The sequence below is a fragment of the Granulicella sp. L46 genome (assembly GCF_009765785.1).
In the GTDB taxonomy this organism is placed as follows: Bacteria; Acidobacteriota; Terriglobia; order Terriglobales; family Acidobacteriaceae; genus Granulicella.
In genome coordinates this window covers 121,452-138,333 of sequence record NZ_LMUT01000016.1, presented here as the reverse complement: position 1 = coordinate 138,333, position 16,882 = coordinate 121,452, and the positions used below count along the sequence as shown (strand labels likewise).

The following is a 16,882-nucleotide window of genomic DNA, read 5'->3' as shown; positions in this document are numbered from 1 at the left end:
TTCACTATCGCCGCATCATTCTTTACCAAGCACACTACCCTTGTCCATACGTTGCATTCGCCCCATGCTTGCGCAGGTAATGCCGGTCCAGGAGCGCTTGCGAAACCTCGTCCGCACTCGCCTTCAGCGTAAGGGTGCGATACGCCATCTTCGCCACTGCCTCAAGCACCACCGCATTGTGCGCCGCGTCCGCAGCATTCTTTCCCCACACAAAAGGCGCATGCCCCGCCACCAGGCAAGCCGGCACCGCCATCGGGTCAATCGCCGGAATCCCCTTGAATCGCGCCACGATCGCGAGCCCCGTCTCGTGTACATACTTCCCTTGGATCGCCTCATCACTCAACGGCAAACTCACCGGCACGGGCCCATGAAAGTAATCCGCATGCGTCGTCCCGAACGCAGGAATTGCCAGTCCCGCCTGCGCAAAACTCGTCGCAAACTCCGAGTGCGTATGCACCACGGCACCAATCTCAGTAAACTCCCGATACAGCAGCGTATGTGTATCCAAGTCCGACGATGGCTTCAGCGTACCCTCCACAATCTTTCCGTCGAGGTCGGTCACCACCATGTCTTCGGCCTTCAGCACGTCGTAATCCACGCCCGACGGCTTGATCACCACCAGCCCCTGCTCGCGATCCACGCCCGAAGCATTCCCGAACGTATACAGCACCAACCCCTTGCGCACCAACTCCAGGTTGGCCTCCAGGACCTCTTCTCTCAGCTTCTTCAGCAGCATCGATAACACCTCATCAACTTTTTTGCTTCTCTCTTCAACTTCTATGCCCGCCAGACGCTCGCCGCAATCCTGCGCAGCTCCGGCAACACATCTCCCATCGACGCTGACTCACTCTTCCGCGATCCAAAGGCAAAATAAACCTTCTGATACAGCGCAAATAGTTCGTCATACAACTTCACCGCTCCGGGCTCAGGCTCATACGTCTTGAACGGCAGACACATCTTCGCCTGCGCCTCCTCGATCGTCTTGAAAACGCCCGCGGCCACCAGCGCAAAAATTCCCGACCCAAGGCTGGTCGGCACGCCATCGGGCACAAGCACCGGTTTACCGAGCACGTTCGCGTACACCTGGTTCAGCACCACATTATTCTGCGGAATCCCTCCCGCATTAATCACGCGATGCACCGGCACTCCATGTTCCGCCATCCGCTCCAGAATAATCCGCGTATGGAACGCCGTCCCCTCAATCGCCGCAAACAGCTCATCCTTCGCCGTGTGAATCAGGTTCCATCCCAGCGTCATGCCGCCTAGTTCAGGATTCACCAGCACGGTCCGATCGCCATTATCCCAACTGAGCCGCAACAACCCGGTCTGCCCAGGCTTATACTCCGCCAACCCCTCCGACAGCTTCCTCACATCCGTCCCTGCACGCCGCGCAATCGCCTCAAAGATATCGCCCGTAGCCGACAACCCTGCCTCAATTCCCGCATACGCCGGATGCACACTCCCCGGCACCACGCCGCACACTCCCGGCACCAGCGTCGTCTCGCTGCTCATCGCGATAATGCACGTCGACGTTCCCACCACGTTCACCACGTCGCCTTCCTTACACCCCGCCCCGATCGCATCCCAATGCGCATCGAATGCTCCCACCGGAATCGGAATCCCCGCAGGCAGACCCATCTCCGTCGCCCACTTCTCGCTCAACCCTCCAGCAACAGCATCCGACGTCCGATACTCTCCGCCAAGCTTCTCCCTCACTCCATCAAACACCGGATCCAGCTTCGACAAAAACTCCTGCGATGGCAGCCCACCCCACTTCGGATTCCACATCCACTTATGCCCCATCGCGCACACACTGCGCGGAGCCTTCGCTGCATCCGTAATCCCGATCAGCGTAGCCGCCACCATATCGCAGTGTTCCAGCGCCGTCGCAAACCGCTCCCGCTTCTCAGGGTTATTCCTTAGCCAATACAGCAGCTTCGCAAATCCCCACTCATGCGAGTACACCCCACCGCACCACTCAATCGCCTCGAGCCCGCTGGCATGAGCAAGCTCGGTAATCTGCTGCGCTTCCTTATGTGCCCGATGGTCACACCACAGCATGTACTCATCCAGCGGCTGCAGCGTCGCGTCCACCGGGATCACGCTCGACCCCGTCGTATCCAGCGCCAGCGCCACAATCTCTTTTGCATCCACACCACTCTGCTGCACCACCGCCCGCACCGCCTCCACGAGGGCGCGCATCTGGTCTTCATGCGATTGGGTCGCGAAGTCCGGATCTTCCTGTTTCCGGTGCAGTGGATACCCCGCCGAAGCTGTACCCAGCCTGCCCCGCTCACTATCCAGCAATGTGACGCGAACGCTGAGCGTTCCAAAATCCACACCCGCAACGATGGCCATGCGATCCTCTCAACCCTTCTCTTACCCTCGCGTACCTTCGCCGGTTCACGAGGCAGGCACAAATGAAATAATGCCTAGTGTAAACGTTTTCCGTGGGGTACGATACCTGTGTGAATACTTGCTAGTCAATACAGTTTCTGCAATTCGCTTCCCGGCCCGTTCACGCGTATGCTGATCCACAAATCCAGGTTGCCCTCCCCGTGAAAAGAACGCGCAAGCCCAATGACGTGACCACGCCCCCGAAGATCGATATCCGCGGCGTAGCTTCCCTTGCCCGTGTTTCGATCGCCACGGTTTCCCGCACCATCAATCACGTCCCCACCGTGGACCCCGTCCTCGCTTCCCGCGTCTGGAAAGCAGTTTCCGAACTCAACTACTTTCCGAACACCCAGGCCCGCGCGCTCGTCTCTGGCAAAAGCCGCCTGCTCGGCCTCGTCGTCTCTGAAATTACGAATCCGTTCTTCCCCGAGCTCATCCAGGAGTTCGAACAGATCGCCGTCGCGCGCGGCTACGAAATTCTCATTGGCTCGACCAACTACGAGACCAAGACCATGGAAGTCTGTGCGCGCCGCATGCTGGAGCGCCAGGTCGACGGGGTCGCCATCATGACCTTTGGCATCGAAGACTTTCTCCTCGATCGCTTCACCGCCGACAATATCCCCTACGTCTTCATCGACCCCGCTCCCTCACGCCCACTCAACAGCGTTCTCGCAGTCGACTATCGCGCCGGCATCTACGAGGGCGTCCAGCACCTCGCCGTTCTCGGCCACCGTAACATCGGCTTCATCAGCGGTCCCCTCACTCGCCGCTCCGCTCAGAGTCGCAAGGCCGCCTTCCTCAGCTGCCTCCAGTCCACAGGCCTCAAGGCCAATCCCGAATGGCTCATCGAAGGCAATCACGCCCTCGATGGCGGTCGCGACGCCATGCAGAAGATCCTCGCGCTGCCCACCTGGCCGACCGCCATCATCTGCTCCAACGACATGACCGCCATCGGCCTCCAGCACGCCCTCTTCGAAGCCAACCTGCGCGTTCCCGACGACTTCTCCCTCATCGGCTTCGACGACATTCACCTCGCGGAGTACACCATCCCGCCCCTCACCACCGTCCGTATGTCCTGCAGAGAGTTGGCCACCAGGGCCATCGACAATTTACTCTCGCGCTTGAAGCCGCTCGACAACCCCGCTGAATCCGCCACCAAGATCACCACGCGTCTCATCGTTCGACAAACCACAGGTCTGCCGCGAAACACGCTTCAGGATCTTCCCCAGATGCCGGCCACCACGCCACGCAAGCGCTAACTTGCCGGGACTGGTGCAGTACGCGCCAGCGCTACACTTCGATATGTCGGCACATATCCCAGGCTGCGCGCAAACGCCAGGATTTTGTCGAACTGGAGACTGATCGTCGCCCCCGCCTTCTGCGTCACCTCGTCCTCAATCGGCAGATCGAAATCGTCGGCCCCATACAGCAGCCCCTCGAGCGCGCGCTCATTCTGCGTCAGCACCGACGTCCGAATCCGCGGCACGTTGTCCAGGTAGATCCGGCTCAACGCCAGGTGCCGCAAATACTCACTCGTGCTGATCTCGATCCCGCCCAACTGGTCCCCCAGCGGCGTGAAGTACGGCTTGAAGGTCCAGCACAGAAAGCTTCCCAACCCGCCGACTTCATCCTGAAACTGCCGCGTGCGCTCCAAGTGTTCGATCCGCTCTTCAATCGTCTCGTCGAAGCCAATCACCATCGTCGCCGACGTGCTCAGCCCCGCCTCCACAATCGCCCTCTGCGCTTCAAAATACTGCGCCACCGTGTACTTGAACTTGCTGTGCCGCCGCCGGAAATCCTCGGTAAGAATCTCCGAGCCACCGCCCGTAATCCAGCGCACGCCCGCATCCTTGAACCGCTGCGCCGTCGTCGCATAGTCCAGCTTCGCGTGATCCGCCAGGTACATAAACTCCGCAATGGTCAGCGCATAAAACTCCATCTTGTCGCCATACCGCGCGCGCACCGCAGCGAACAAATCGCAGTAATACTCCAATGCCAGCGCCGGATTAAATCCGCCGTTGAACCCCACCAGATCCCCGCCCAGCGCAATCAGCTCGTCGATTTTCGCGAAGACCTGTTCCTGGGTAAGAACGTACCCGCCCTCGCCACCCGGCAGCGTATAAAACGCGCAGTAATCGCACTGCGCCACACACACATTCGTGTAGTTGATGATGCGCATCAGCATGTACGTGCAGGCATTCGGTTTGACATACCGCGCCCGCACGATCTGCGCCAGCTCGCGCATCTCTTCATCGGTTGCGTTCTTCCACAACCACAAGGCCTCATCAGCCGTCACGCGTTCGCGGCTCTGAACCTTCGTTCGAATTTCATTGGACAACGATGCGGTAGCACTCACCCCTCTAGTCTATGCCCGAAGCCGCTTTCCACCCCATGCGCTTCCCGACCAATTCGTAACGCATCACCGCCTACCCCTCCACCACCGGCAGCGTGAAGCTGAACACCGACCCCTCCCCAAGCTGGCTCGTCACTGAGAGCGTCCCGTGGTGTGCATCGATGATCGCGCGGCTGATAGCCAATCCCATCCCCGTGCCCCAGGTCTGCTGGCTCGGAACGCTCGCCCGATAAAATCGCTCAAAGATCAAACTCTGCTCCGACAAGTCAATCCCGATCCCACGGTCCGCGACGCTCACGCTTACCATTCCCTCCTTGCGCTCCGCCGAAATACTGATAGGACTTCCCGCCGGCGAGTACTTCGCCGCATTCTCAACCAGGTTTGTCAGCACCTTCGTAATGAAGTCCGCGTCGGCCATCACCAGCGGTAGCGGCGGCAGATTCACCTTCACCTCGCGGTTATCCAGCAGGCTCGAGCAGTTCGCCAGAGCATGCTCCACCATCGCTCCCACGCCCGTCGGCGCAAACGTCATGTGGACTTCACGAGTATCGAGCTGCGCCATCTCTACCGCCTCGGTCACCAGCTGGTTCAGCCGATCGCTCTCTTCATCGATTACTGTCAGCAACTCGCGCTGCTCCTCATGGTCCAGCGTCTTCGGCAGCAGCAGCGTCGACGCGGCTGCCTTAATCGCCGTCAGCGGCGTTCGCAGCTCATGCGTAATCGAGTCAATCATCAGCGACCGCAGCCGCTCACTCTCCTTGGCCGCCTCGCCCCGAGTCACATCCTCCAGCGCCTGCGCCCGGTCAATCGACACCGAAATCAACCCCCCAATCGCCTCCAGCGTCTCCGTCGACAGCCGCACCCCCCGGCTCAACCCATCGATCAGCAGCAGCCCGCGCGGCCTCACCCCAACGCGCAGCGGAATCCTCGCCTGCAGCCCCACCATCTCCGCACTCGGCAGCGTCTGCGCCAGTTGTCGCAACCCAATGTCGTCCATCTGGATCTCAGAGGACTCTCCCGCCATGTACCGCCGGTCGCCGTCCAGCAGATACAGCACGATGGTGTCCGCCCGCGTCACCAGCATGATTGCTGGACTGATCGCATTCAGCAGGCTCGCCACATTCTCAGCCTGCAGCAGTTGCCGACTCAGCCCATACAACACCTCCAGCTCTCTCTGCCGCCGCCGCGCGTCCTCCGCCTCTTCGCGGGCGCGCTCCGATAACCGGCTGCCCACCACCGCCACCGTCAGAAACGCGAAGATCCCCAGCCAGTTCTGCGGATCGCTGATCGTCAGTGTCCCAATCGGCGGCAGAAAATAATAGTTGTATGCAAGCGTCGCTACAATCGACGTCGCCACCGCGTACCGCAATCCCCAGCGTGCCGCCAGAAACAACACCAGCAACAGCAGCGTTAACGCAACCGTCGTAGGGTTAACATGCAGCCACAGGTGATACACCGCTACGATCCCGATCAGTACCGCCGCCGCCGCCGACCACCGGAATACTTCGACCACCCTCTGTGAGTTCACAAAGAGATACTACGTCTTGCCGGCCGATTCCACACCCACGCGATCAAGCCGTCCACAATTCGACCCCAAGCCCAACCAGTTGAGCCGCCCAATCCCCGCGAAGGGAAAATTCCTTCACGCCTTATATGCAAAGTCTTATCCATTTCTATAGCTTCCTAGATCTATCTAACTGAAAACACATGCGCTTATATTGGATATCGACGTGCTGCAATTCTAACGAGGCAATTCGCCCCGATCGCCCATCCACAAGGAGCAGCTATGAAAATACGGTTCTTCAGTTGGACCTCCCTCCCCGTCCTGGCACTGCTCGCAGGGTCTTTCTCAGCCCATGCGCAGTCAACGCAAATCACCTCGCCCGCCGGCCTTTCCGGGTCGGACACAACGCTCACCTTCTCGGGTCCGCTCGGCACCAATCTAGGCAATCCCGTGAATTTCGCTGCTGGCGGAAATACGTTGACCTTCTCCAACACGAACGGTTTTGAAGTAGACCAGGCGGGCTCCAACTACTTCAACACTGCATTCGCGAACGGTACCGAGATTCTCTACGGAACTGGATTCGAGGGATCCGGAGGCACGGCCACCATCGACTTCAGCACCGCGGTCAGCCAGGTCGGATTCAACGCGGAGGAATTTGCCAACGGCCCCTACACCATGACCTTCTCAGCCTATGATGGTGCCACCTGGCTCGGAACCTACACTGCGAACGGAAGCGATCCCGACGGCGGATTCAATTCGAACCTGAGCTTCGAAGGCGTGCAGGCCACAGCCGGCTTCGACATCACGTCGATCGTGCTGAGCGATGCCGATGGCAACAACCTCGGTATCGGACCCATCTCTTACGCCGCGGCATCCTCCGTTACTCCTGAACCCGGCTCCTTTGGTCTGCTGTTTACGGGACTGGCCGGCCTCGGCGAGATGATTCGCCGCAAGGCTCTTCGTCGTTCGTAAGTTCATCTTTCGCATTGGCTGAACCACCCTGACGGGCAGAGCGGACTCCTCCGCTCTGCCCGTTGCTTTTGCGCAGCGCTCTCGCTTCCGACACCGGCGCCGTGCAGCGATAGGTAATATACGGCTACAATTCCGGTCAGCACCACCTTCGCGGACAACTACCGAAATACTTCGACCACCCTCTGTCAGTTCACAAGGAGTTAGTACGACTTGCCGACCGATTCCACACCCAGGAAGAGTCCCGAAGACTGGCTGATCACCGCCGATCCCGAGAAGACGCGCGGCCGCTTCAAGATCTTCCTCGGCTACGCTCCCGGCGTCGGCAAGACCTTCAGCATGCTCTCGGAAGGCATCCGCCGCCGCCAGCGTGGTGAAGACGTCGTCATAGGTATCGTTGAAACCCACGGCCGCAAAGGCACCGCCGAACTCGCCAACAAGCTCGAACACGTTGCTACCCGCGAGATCAATTACAAGGGCACCCTCTTTCACGAGATGGACGTCGACGCCATCCTCGAGCGCAAGCCCCAGGTCGTCCTCATCGACGAGCTCGCCCACAGCAACATCGTTGGCAGCCGCAACACCAAGCGCTACGAGGACGTCTTCCTTCTCCTCGAAGCCAACATCGACGTACTGAGCACCATCAACGTCCAGCACGTAGAAAGCCTCACCCCGCGCATCCAGAGCCTCACCGGCATCCCCGTCCGCGAGACCGTTCCTGACTGGGTCCTCGATCGTGCCGACGAGATCGTCATCTCCGATCTCACCCCCGAAGCCCTCGTCACCCGCATGCGCCGCGGCGATATCTACCCCGTCGACCGCGCCGACCGCGCCCTCGCCAACTTCTTCCGCCGCGGCAACCTAATCGCTCTCCGCGAAATGGCTCTCCACCGCGTCACCCGCGCCGTCGATCGCACCCTCGACGACTACGTCAAGCGCAAGCAGCTCGGGCCACACTGGTCCGTCACCGAAAAAGTAGCCGTCTGCATCAGCAACCGGCCGCAGGCCCGCGACCTCATCGCCCGCGGAGCTCGCCTGGCCGAAGGCCTCAATGGCGAGCTCTACGTCCTCCACGTCCAGAATCACAAGGACGAATCCCCCGAGTGCAAGCGCGCCCTCGAAGCTAGCCTCAAGTTCGCCGAAAACCTGGGAGCCCACGTTGTCCACCTCTCCGGCAAGCGCATCGCTTCGGTCACCGCCGCCTACATCACCGAGCAGCGCATCACGCAGGCGCTCTTCGGTCGTTCTGCCCTCCACGGCCTGAAAAAATACCTCTACTTCTTCGCCATCCAGCGCTTCATGTCCGAAGCCCCGCACGTCGACCTCCACATCGTCACGCAGGAGGATCGCTAACATGAATGCCTTTCGGGACAATAGCTAATGCGCATCCTCATCGTCGACGACGAACGGCAAATCACCCGCGTCCTCCGCACCTCGCTGCAAAGCAGCGGCTACGAAGTCACCGTCGCCAACAACGGCCTCGAAGCCTTCGAGCTCTTTCGCACCGCTGCTCCCGACCTCGTCATCACCGACCTCGCCATGCCCGAAATGGATGGCATCGAGCTCACGCGCGCCATCCGCCGCCTCTCCGAAACCCCCATCATCGTCCTCTCCGTCCGCGAGCAGGAGACCATGAAAGTCGCCGCACTCGACGAAGGCGCCGACGACTACGTAACCAAGCCCTTCAGCATGCCCGAGCTCCTCGCCCGCGTCCGCGCCAACCTCCGCAAGATCGCTCGCGAAGAACCCGCATCCGCCGAGCTCACGGTCGGCGACCTCTACATCGACACCCCTTCGCGCACCGTCCGCGTGCGTGGCGACGAAATCCACCTCACCCCCAAGGAGTTCGACCTCCTTCTGCTCTTCGTCAACAACCCCAACCGCGTCCTCACCCACAAGTTCCTTCTCCGCCACATCTGGGGCTCCGCCGGCGAAGATCAGCCCGAGTACCTCCGCGTCCTCATCGCCCAACTCCGCAAAAAACTCGACCCCACCGACAGCTCCCGCTACATCGAGAGCGAGCCCTGGGTCGGCTATCGCCTCCGCTCCACCCTTACGACTTCTTAACGAATTCCCTACGGACTTCTCATGGCCTTCAGCCTTCTACTAATGGAGGTGAAATCTTCCGATGTTCTGCGCTTGCGTTCCTGCTTCTGCACTCCTTCGCACGTCTCCGTTCGCGGCCTCCCAAGCCGACCCTTCGCGAACTTCCGCAGATCTAACTTTCCATCGACCGACCATCCATCGTAGCGACGGGCTTCCCGCACACGTCACCGTCCCCGCGCCGGCTGGAAAACGCCGCGGCTTCGTCGTCCCCGGCAACTTACCCACTCCCATCTAGCTCGGAGCACCTATGCCAGACATCCTCGCACTCATCACCATCGCTGTTCTCTTCCCCCTGTCCCTGCTCTACGTCTCCGCATGCGACCACCTGAAAGGAAGCCGTCGATGATCGAAAACGTGATCCTTCTCATAATCAGCACCCTGCTCCTCATCTATCTCGTCTACGCTCTGCTACGTCCGGAGAAGTTCTAATGTCGCTCAACGGCTGGCTCCAAATTGCCCTCTTCATCGCACTCATCCTGCTCCTCGCCAAACCCATGGGCAGCTACATGACGCGCGTCTTCGATCGTCGCCGCACCTGGCTCGACCCCATCCTCGTACCCTGCGAGCGCCTCCTCTATCGCCTCACCGGCGTCGACCCGGACCAGGAAATGCGCTGGACCCAGTACGCCATGGCTATGCTGGTCTTCAGCGCCGCCACGCTCGTCCTCACCTACGTCATCGAGCGCATCCAGCAGGTCCTCCCGCTCAATCCGCAGCATCTCGCCGCGGTCGCGCCCGACCTCGCCTTCAACACCGCTGTCTCCTTCACCACCAACACCAACTGGCAGTCCTACACGCCCGAGACCACGATGAGCTATCTCACTCAGATGCTCGGCCTTGCTACGCATAACTTCTGGTCCGCTGCCGTCGGCATCGCCCTCGCCATCGCCTTCATCCGTGGCATCGCTCGCCGCGAGATGAAGACCCTCGGCAACTTCTGGGTCGACCTCACACGCGCCACCCTCTGGGTTCTTCTCCCCATCTGCATCGTCTTCGCCGTCACCCTCACCTCGCAGGGAGTCATCCAAAACTTCCATCCCTACACCACCGCCAAGCTCGTTCAGCCGCAGACCATCACCACCACCGGCGCCGACGGCAAGACAACAACCACCACCGTTACCACGCAGACCATCGCGCAAGGCCCGGTCGCTTCGCAGGAAGCCATCAAGATGCTCGGCACCAACGGTGGCGGCTTCTTCAACACCAACAGCGCGCATCCCTTCGAGAACCCCACGCCCCTCTCGAACTTCCTGCAGATGCTCGCCATCTTCCTCATCCCCGCCGGCCTCACCGTGACGCTCGGCACCATGGTCGGCTCGCCCAAACACGGCTGGGCTGTCCTCGCCGCCATGACCATCCTCTGGTTCTGCGGAGTCTTCGTCTGCTACCGGGCCGAAGCTCAACCCAACCCGCTGATGCACAACGTCGATCAACACGCCTCCCTCACCCAGTCCGGCGGCAACATGGAAGGCAAAGAGGTTCGCTTCGGCATCGCCAACTCCGCCCTCTTCGCCACCGTCACCACCGACGCAAGCTGCGGCGCCGTCAACGCCATGCACGACTCCTTTACCCCCCTCGGCGGCCTCGTTCCCCTCACCAACATCATGCTCGGCGAGATCGTCTTCGGTGGCGTCGGAGCCGGCCTTTACGGCATGCTCGTCTTCGTCGTCATCTCAGTCTTCATCGCCGGCCTCATGGTTGGTCGAACCCCCGAGTACCTCGGCAAGAAAATCGAAGCCTACGACGTCCAGATGTCGATGCTCTATCTCCTCATCTTCCCGCTCATCATCTTGGGATTTGCCGCCATTGCCGTCCTGATGCCCAACCTCGGCCTCAGCGCGCTCACCAACCACGGCCCCCACGGCCTCTCCGAGGTCTTGTATGCCTACGCGTCGGCGACGGGCAATAACGGCTCCGCCTTCGCAGGCCTCAGCGCCAACACCCACTGGTACAACTATTCCCTCGGCTTTGCGATGTTCTTCGGCCGCTTCATGATGGCCATCCCGATGCTCGCCATCGCCGGCAATCTAGCCGGTAAGAAAATCGTCCCCGAAACCGCAGGCACTTTCCCCGTGACCACACCACTCTTCACGGTCCTGCTAACCTCGGTCATCGTCATCGTCGGCGCGCTCACGTTCTTCCCCGCGCTGTCCCTCGGCCCCATCCTGGAGCACCTGCTCCTCCACGCTGGCCACACCTTCTAGGCATTCGGAGAAACCATGTCCACCGCAAGTCAAGCCAAAGGCCGCCGCTCGCTGTTCGATTCAGCAATCGTTCGTCGCGCCGCCGTAGACGCTCTCGTCAAGCTCGCCCCCAAGACCATGATGAAGAACCCCGTCATGTTTGTGGTCGAAGTCGGCAGCGTTCTCACTACCGTCCTCCTCATCTACGACCGCTTCACTGGCCACGGCCACTTCAGCTTCGATCTCCAGATCACCCTTTGGCTGTGGTTTACGGTCCTCTTCGCCAACTTCGCCGAGGCCATGGCCGAAGGCCGGGGTAAAGCCCAGGCCGACGCCCTCCGTCTAGCCAAGTCCGAGACCACCGCCTACAAAGTCTCAAAGTCTGGAACCATCGAAGAGATCCCCAGTTCCCAGCTCCGCGCCGACGACGTCGTCAAAGTCGTAGCCGGCCAGATGATCCCCGGCGACGGCGAAGTCATCGTAGGCGTAGCCTCAGTCGACGAATCCGCCATCACCGGCGAGTCCGCCCCCGTAATACGCGAAGCCGGCGGCGATCGTTCCGCCGTCACCGGTGGCACCCGCGTCCTCTCCGACGAGATCACCGTCCGCATCACCTCCAACCCCGGCGAGACCTTCCTCGACCGCATGATCGCTCTCGTCGAAGGTGCCGAACGCCAGAAGACTCCCAACGAGATCGCCCTCAACATCCTTCTCGCCGGCCTCACCATCATCTTCCTGCTCGCCGTCGTCACCCTGCAGCCCTACGCCATCTACTCCGGCGCCCCGCAAACCGTCTTCGTTCTCATCTCGCTCCTCGTCTGCCTCATCCCCACAACAATCGGCGGCCTGCTCTCAGCCATCGGCATTGCAGGCATGGACCGCTTAGTCCAGCACAACGTCCTCGCCACGTCAGGTCGTGCAGTAGAAGCCGCCGGCGACGTCAACACTCTCCTCCTCGACAAGACCGGCACCATCACCATCGGCAACCGCGAGGCCTCCGAGTTCGTCACCGCTCCCGGCGTCACCAGCGAGCAGTTAGCCGACGCCGCCCAACTCTCCTCCCTCGCCGACGAGACCCCCGAAGGCCGCTCCATCGTCGTCCTCGCCAAGCAGCAGTACAATCTCCGCGGCCGCGAGTTCGCCAACCTCAACGCCGAGTTCATTCCCTTCTCCGCCACCACCCGCATGTCCGGCATCGAAGTCGACGGCCGCAGTATCCGCAAGGGCTCCGTCGACGCCATCTCCAACTATCTCATCGAGCACGGCTCCAAACTCCCCGACCTCGTCCGCGAATCCGTCGACGCCATCTCCCGCTCCGGTGGCACGCCCTTGGTCGTCGCCGAAAACGGCCGCGCCCTGGGCGTCATCCATCTCAAAGATGTAGTCAAAGGCGGCATGAAGGAGCGCTTCGACCAGCTCCGCGCCATGGGCATTCGCACCATCATGATCACCGGCGACAACCCTCTCACCGCCGCAGCCATCGCCCGCGAAGCCGGCGTCGACGACTTCCTCGCCGAAGCCAAGCCAAAGGACAAGATGGACCTCATCAAGCGCGAGCAAGCCGAAGGCAAGCTCGTCGCCATGACCGGCGACGGCACCAACGACGCCCCCGCCCTAGCCCAGGCCGACGTAGGCGTTGCCATGAACAGCGGTACGCAAGCCGCCAAAGAAGCCGGCAACATGGTCGACCTCGACTCCAACCCCACCAAGCTCATCGAGATCGTAGCCATCGGCAAGCAACTCCTCATGACCCGCGGAGCCCTCACCACTTTCTCCATCTCCAACGACATCGCGAAGTACTTCGCCATCATCCCCGCCATGTTCGCCGGAGCCTTCCCAGTCCTCAACGCACTCAACATCATGCACCTCCACAACCCGGAGTCGGCCATCCTTTCGGCAGTCATCTTCAACGCGCTCATCATCGTCGCGCTGATCCCGCTAGCCCTACGCGGAGTCCGCTACCGCCCCATGTCCGCCGCCGCCCTGCTCCAGCGCAACCTAGTCGTCTACGGCATCGGTGGAATCGTAGCCCCCTTCATCGGCATCAAGCTAATCGACATGCTCATCACCGCGCTCCATCTCGCCTAAGGTGCACTCATGAAAAAGACCCTCATCACCGCCACCCTCTACACCCTCATCACGGCCGTCATCCTCGGCATCGGCTACCCGCTCCTCATCACGGGCATCGATCACGTGCTCTTCCCCAAACAAGCCAGCGGAGAGCTCATCACGCATAACGGCGAAGTCATCGGCTCGCACCTCATCGGCCAAACCTTCACCGGCGACACGTACTTCAACAGCCGCCCCTCCGCCGCCGGCACCGGCTACGACGCCTCCTCCTCCAGCGGCTCCAACTACGGCTCCACCAGCAAAGTCCTCATCGACCGTGTCCAGGCCAGCGTTACCACCGATCAGAATGGTTCAGCCCCCGTCCCCGTAGACCTCGTCACAGCCTCCGGTTCCGGCCTCGACCCCGACATCTCCCCTGCCGCGGCCTACTACCAGGTCCCGCGTGTCGCTCACGCGCGCCACCTCTCCGAATCCACCCTCACCCACCTCATCGACGACCACACCACCCAGCGCCAGTTCGGCCTCCTCGGCGAACCCCGCGTCAATGTCCTCGACCTGAACCTCGCCCTCGACAACTTGTCCACCCACTAACTCTCCAATCGCCAATCCCCTTCATGCCCACACGCCGATATAGGTTCAAGCTGTATCTCCAGAGTGAAAGGGTTTTCGACCATCGGGGCCGAATCCGCTTGACACCGAGCCGCTGAGCCATTCGTATGACGGTTACCGTACACTGTGCCAACGGCGGCGAACCGGGAGAAACTATGCCGGCAGCCAGAGAGCCCGGACCTGGCGATGAAGGCTGCGCGTATCCATCAATTCGGGCCACCCGAGGTAATTTCACTCGACGAATTGCCGCAGCCAACCGCAACCGGTAACGAGGTCCTGGTGCGCGTTGCCGCCGCAGGCGTTGGCCCATGGGATGCCTGGATCCGCGAGGGCAAGAGCGTCGTAACTGTCGCCTTACCGGTCACGTTGGGATCCGACATCTCCGGCATCGTGGAACAGATTGGCCCGGCCGTCAGCCAATTCGCCGTGGGCGACGTGGTCTACGGAGTGTCAAACGCGAACTTCACTGGCGGCTACGCTGAATATGCCGTCGCTTCAGAGAACACACTGAGCCTCAAACCCAAGTCACTCGACTGGCTAGCCGCAGCTTCCGCGCCTGTAGTTGCGGTCACCGCATGGCAGATGTTGTTTGAGTATTCCAAGGCGCAGCCGGGACAAAGCGTACTCATCCTCGGTGCCGCAGGCAGCGTTGGTTCATATGCCGTTCAGCTGGCGGCGCAGGCCGGTCTCACCGTCTTCGCAACAGCGTCCTCCGAAGACGCCGACTATGTCCGCGGCCTCGGCGCTGCGCTTGTCGTCGATTACAAAACCGCGAGCCTTGCAGACGTCGTGCCCCTCGTAGATATCGTGTTCGATATGGTGGGCGGTAGCTCCCGCGACGCTTCCCTCCCAACAATTAAGCCGGGCGGGATCCTCGTTTCCATCGTCTCCGACATAACTCCAACCCCCGCTCCAAACATCCGAGGCATCTTCTTCCTCGTAGAGGTGACCTCGCAGCGGCTGCGCAGATTGACCGAGCTTTTTGATTCGGGCCGGCTCAGAGCGAATGTCGGCACCGACCTTCCTTTGGAAGCTGTACGGCTTTCCCATGAAATGTTGGGCGGCGCACCGCATCGCCGCGGCAAAATCGTGTTACGAGTGGCCGACCTCAAGCAATGAGGTCGAACCAAACGACCTACTCGCGACCCTACCTGCATCGATACAGGGCTCCAAACCTTTCGATGCAACGCAGTCCAAGGAGAACTTCTATGAATCGCGTCCCTGATGAAGCATTGGTTTTGATTCCCGGCGGCACACTCATCACAGCAACGCCGGAGGAGGGACGTGCCCTCGCAATCACTCTCGCGCGGCACATGATTCACAACATTCAGCCAGATCTCGATGTGTTGAAGGCGGGGCGACCCATCTACGCCACCAACCCCGACAGCTTGATGAAAGCAAGTCAGGTCGTGGCCATCGAGTTCCAGACAATCGCCGCAGCGAATAACTACTGGCGCCCCTAACCGACCGTTGCATCGCCAGAACGGTTCGAACCCCGACGCACCCAATATCCTGTCAAGCCCCCAAACTCCTGCAAAATCGCCAAACCCCCTATCAACACTGGCGATTTATCTTTCCAAAAGTTGGCATAGTTACCCCACGCAAAGGACTAAACTTTAACTAGAACTTCCGTAAGCCACCGATCCCACATACAAAGCGCGGCCAACTCCACTTCGCCGTCGTAACCCCTTTCGAAGATATACTTTGGCCGCAACCCGCATGGTTAGACTACTTTGCGACCAGGTTCCAAGGTCGCAGGGGGATACTTTGCGACGTAACCCATACGCTAGCACTACTTTGCGGGAAAAGTACGACCCAAGGGGGGAGGGGGGTGCCCTACCGTCCAGCCCGCCGCAGCTCCGGGGCCCGCCGACCCTGCCCAACGCCCGCCAGCCGAAACGTGATCACCATCGCCGGCACCAGGTACGCAAACGACCCAAGCACCCACATCACCACCGCGCCCAGCACCTGGTCATCCAGCACCGAAATCCCGAACGGATTCGGATGCTGCACATAGTAGCTATAAACCGGCCGCTCGCAGAACGCCAAAAACGCCGACAGCATCGTCATCACCACATCGCCCAACGCCAGGTAGACCAGCATCCCCCAATCATCGGGACGCTGCTTCGCCGGCCATGGACGCAGGATGTACCACCAGAACAGCAGCGACGTGAACAGGAAGCATAAGTGCTCGACGCCATGCACGGTCTCATTCTCCAGCGCATAGTTATAAGCCGACGGAACATGCCAGGCTAGATACGCCACATTCATCCCCAGCCACGCAACAGCAGGCGTAACCAACCACTCGGCAACACGCCGCAACGCCGTAAGCCGCACCAGCGGGCCAACCACCGAACGCAACACCGGCCTGGGTAATCCACGCAGCAGCGGCACGACGGGAAGCCCATACAACAGCAGCATCGGAATCGCCGACATCAACAATAAATGCTCGATCATGTGCGCCGTCAGCAACGCATCCGCAAAGCCATCCAACGGCGACGCAACCACCATCCATAACAGCGCGAGCCCACCCAGAAAGGACGCCAACCGCTCGTCACTAAACTGCACACGCCGCGTCCTCCGCAACGCTATCCATCCGCGCACATACACCAGCGCGGCAAGCATAATCGAGACTGTCAGCCCAATCGGCAGCTTCCAATCCGCGAAGATGTCCCGCACCGCATCGGACAT

15 protein-coding genes are annotated in these 16,882 nt (G+C 60.8%); 10 read left to right on the top strand and 5 right to left on the bottom strand.

Annotated elements, in window-relative coordinates:
* Positions 1-34: 34 nt before the first annotated feature.
* Both GSQ80_RS17705 and GSQ80_RS17700 read right to left on the bottom strand, forming a co-directional pair.
* The gene (locus tag GSQ80_RS17705; RefSeq protein WP_158788992.1) at positions 35-736 is read right to left on the bottom strand and encodes an L-ribulose-5-phosphate 4-epimerase; all 702 of its coding nucleotides are present in this window, start codon (positions 734-736) and stop codon (positions 35-37) included.
* Positions 737-777: 41 nt separating this feature from the next.
* Positions 778-2,358, bottom strand: coding sequence for a ribulokinase (locus tag GSQ80_RS17700; protein ID WP_158788991.1), 1,581 nt, complete (start codon positions 2,356-2,358; stop codon positions 778-780).
* 200 nt (positions 2,359-2,558) lie between these two features.
* On the opposite strand from GSQ80_RS17700, the gene GSQ80_RS17695 reads away from it, so the two are divergent.
* Positions 2,559-3,656 (top strand): LacI family DNA-binding transcriptional regulator, encoded by a 1,098-nt coding sequence (locus tag GSQ80_RS17695; RefSeq protein ID WP_254059742.1) that lies wholly within the window; start codon positions 2,559-2,561, stop codon positions 3,654-3,656.
* On the opposite strand, the gene GSQ80_RS17690 is transcribed toward GSQ80_RS17695, so the two are convergent.
* A complete protein-coding gene (locus GSQ80_RS17690) occupies positions 3,653-4,669 on the bottom strand; it encodes a radical SAM protein (RefSeq protein WP_254059741.1) in 1,017 nt (338 codons plus the stop codon). The two genes, GSQ80_RS17695 and GSQ80_RS17690, sit on opposite strands and share 4 nt — an antisense overlap.
* Positions 4,670-4,823: 154 nt before the next feature.
* Positions 4,824-6,278: an ATP-binding protein gene (locus GSQ80_RS17685; protein WP_158788990.1), complete on the bottom strand. Its 1,455-nt coding sequence runs from the start codon at positions 6,276-6,278 to the stop codon at positions 4,824-4,826.
* 258 nt (positions 6,279-6,536) lie between these two features.
* On the opposite strand from GSQ80_RS17685, the gene GSQ80_RS17680 reads away from it, so the two are divergent.
* The 9 genes from GSQ80_RS17680 (at position 6,537) to GSQ80_RS17640 (ending at position 15,654) form a co-directional block, all read left to right on the top strand.
* The gene (locus GSQ80_RS17680) at positions 6,537-7,226 is read left to right on the top strand and encodes a hypothetical protein (protein WP_158788989.1); all 690 of its coding nucleotides are present in this window, start codon (positions 6,537-6,539) and stop codon (positions 7,224-7,226) included.
* Between the two features lie 210 nt (positions 7,227-7,436).
* A complete protein-coding gene (locus tag GSQ80_RS17675) occupies positions 7,437-8,576 on the top strand; it encodes a histidine kinase (RefSeq protein ID WP_158788988.1) in 1,140 nt (379 codons plus the stop codon).
* 27 nt (positions 8,577-8,603) lie between these two features.
* On the top strand, positions 8,604-9,290 hold the full coding sequence (locus GSQ80_RS17670) for a response regulator transcription factor (RefSeq protein ID WP_158788987.1): 687 nt from the start codon (positions 8,604-8,606) through the stop codon (positions 9,288-9,290).
* A 354-nt stretch (positions 9,291-9,644) separates the two neighbouring features.
* Positions 9,645-9,758 (top strand): K(+)-transporting ATPase subunit F, encoded by a 114-nt coding sequence (gene kdpF / locus GSQ80_RS23985; RefSeq protein ID WP_216850422.1) that lies wholly within the window; start codon positions 9,645-9,647, stop codon positions 9,756-9,758.
* Positions 9,758-11,533, top strand: coding sequence for a potassium-transporting ATPase subunit KdpA (gene kdpA / locus GSQ80_RS17660; RefSeq protein WP_158788986.1), 1,776 nt, complete (start codon positions 9,758-9,760; stop codon positions 11,531-11,533). Before kdpF ends, kdpA begins: the two co-directional genes overlap by 1 nt.
* A 15-nt stretch (positions 11,534-11,548) precedes the next feature.
* Entirely contained in the window at positions 11,549-13,600 is a 2,052-nt protein-coding gene (gene kdpB / locus GSQ80_RS17655) for a potassium-transporting ATPase subunit KdpB (protein WP_158788985.1), read from the top strand.
* 9 nt (positions 13,601-13,609) lie between these two features.
* Entirely contained in the window at positions 13,610-14,173 is a 564-nt protein-coding gene (gene kdpC, locus GSQ80_RS17650) for a potassium-transporting ATPase subunit KdpC (RefSeq protein ID WP_158788984.1), read from the top strand.
* Positions 14,174-14,377: 204 nt separating this feature from the next.
* Positions 14,378-15,310 carry an NADP-dependent oxidoreductase gene (locus tag GSQ80_RS17645; RefSeq protein ID WP_158788983.1) on the top strand — a complete coding sequence of 311 codons (933 nt, stop codon included), beginning with the start codon at positions 14,378-14,380 and terminating at the stop codon, positions 15,308-15,310.
* Positions 15,311-15,399: 89 nt separating this feature from the next.
* Entirely contained in the window at positions 15,400-15,654 is a 255-nt protein-coding gene (locus GSQ80_RS17640) for a hexameric tyrosine-coordinated heme protein (RefSeq protein WP_174241361.1), read from the top strand.
* 373 nt (positions 15,655-16,027) lie between these two features.
* Here GSQ80_RS17640 and GSQ80_RS17635 read toward each other — a convergent pair whose 3' ends face one another.
* Positions 16,028-16,882: a cytochrome c oxidase assembly protein gene (locus GSQ80_RS17635; RefSeq protein ID WP_158788981.1), complete on the bottom strand. Its 855-nt coding sequence runs from the start codon at positions 16,880-16,882 to the stop codon at positions 16,028-16,030.

Bases quoted from the DNA above. Each gene is read 5' to 3' on its own strand.
- GSQ80_RS17705 (WP_158788992.1), bottom strand. From the start codon at position 736: ATGCTGCTGAAGAAGCTGAGAGAAGAGGTCCTGGAGGCCAACCTGGAG.
- GSQ80_RS17700 (WP_158788991.1), bottom strand. From the start codon at position 2,358: ATGGCCATCGTTGCGGGTGTGGATTTTGGAACGCTCAGCGTTCGCGTC.
- GSQ80_RS17680 (WP_158788989.1), top strand. From the start codon at position 6,537: ATGAAAATACGGTTCTTCAGTTGGACCTCCCTCCCCGTCCTGGCACTG.
- GSQ80_RS17670 (WP_158788987.1), top strand. From the start codon at position 8,604: ATGCGCATCCTCATCGTCGACGACGAACGGCAAATCACCCGCGTCCTC.
- kdpF (WP_216850422.1), top strand. From the start codon at position 9,645: ATGCGACCACCTGAAAGGAAGCCGTCGATGATCGAAAACGTGATCCTT.
- kdpA (WP_158788986.1), top strand. From the start codon at position 9,758: ATGTCGCTCAACGGCTGGCTCCAAATTGCCCTCTTCATCGCACTCATC.
- kdpB (WP_158788985.1), top strand. From the start codon at position 11,549: ATGTCCACCGCAAGTCAAGCCAAAGGCCGCCGCTCGCTGTTCGATTCA.
- kdpC (WP_158788984.1), top strand. From the start codon at position 13,610: ATGAAAAAGACCCTCATCACCGCCACCCTCTACACCCTCATCACGGCC.
- GSQ80_RS17645 (WP_158788983.1), top strand. From the start codon at position 14,378: ATGAAGGCTGCGCGTATCCATCAATTCGGGCCACCCGAGGTAATTTCA.
- GSQ80_RS17640 (WP_174241361.1), top strand. From the start codon at position 15,400: ATGAATCGCGTCCCTGATGAAGCATTGGTTTTGATTCCCGGCGGCACA.
- GSQ80_RS17635 (WP_158788981.1), bottom strand. From the start codon at position 16,882: ATGTCCGATGCGGTGCGGGACATCTTCGCGGATTGGAAGCTGCCGATT.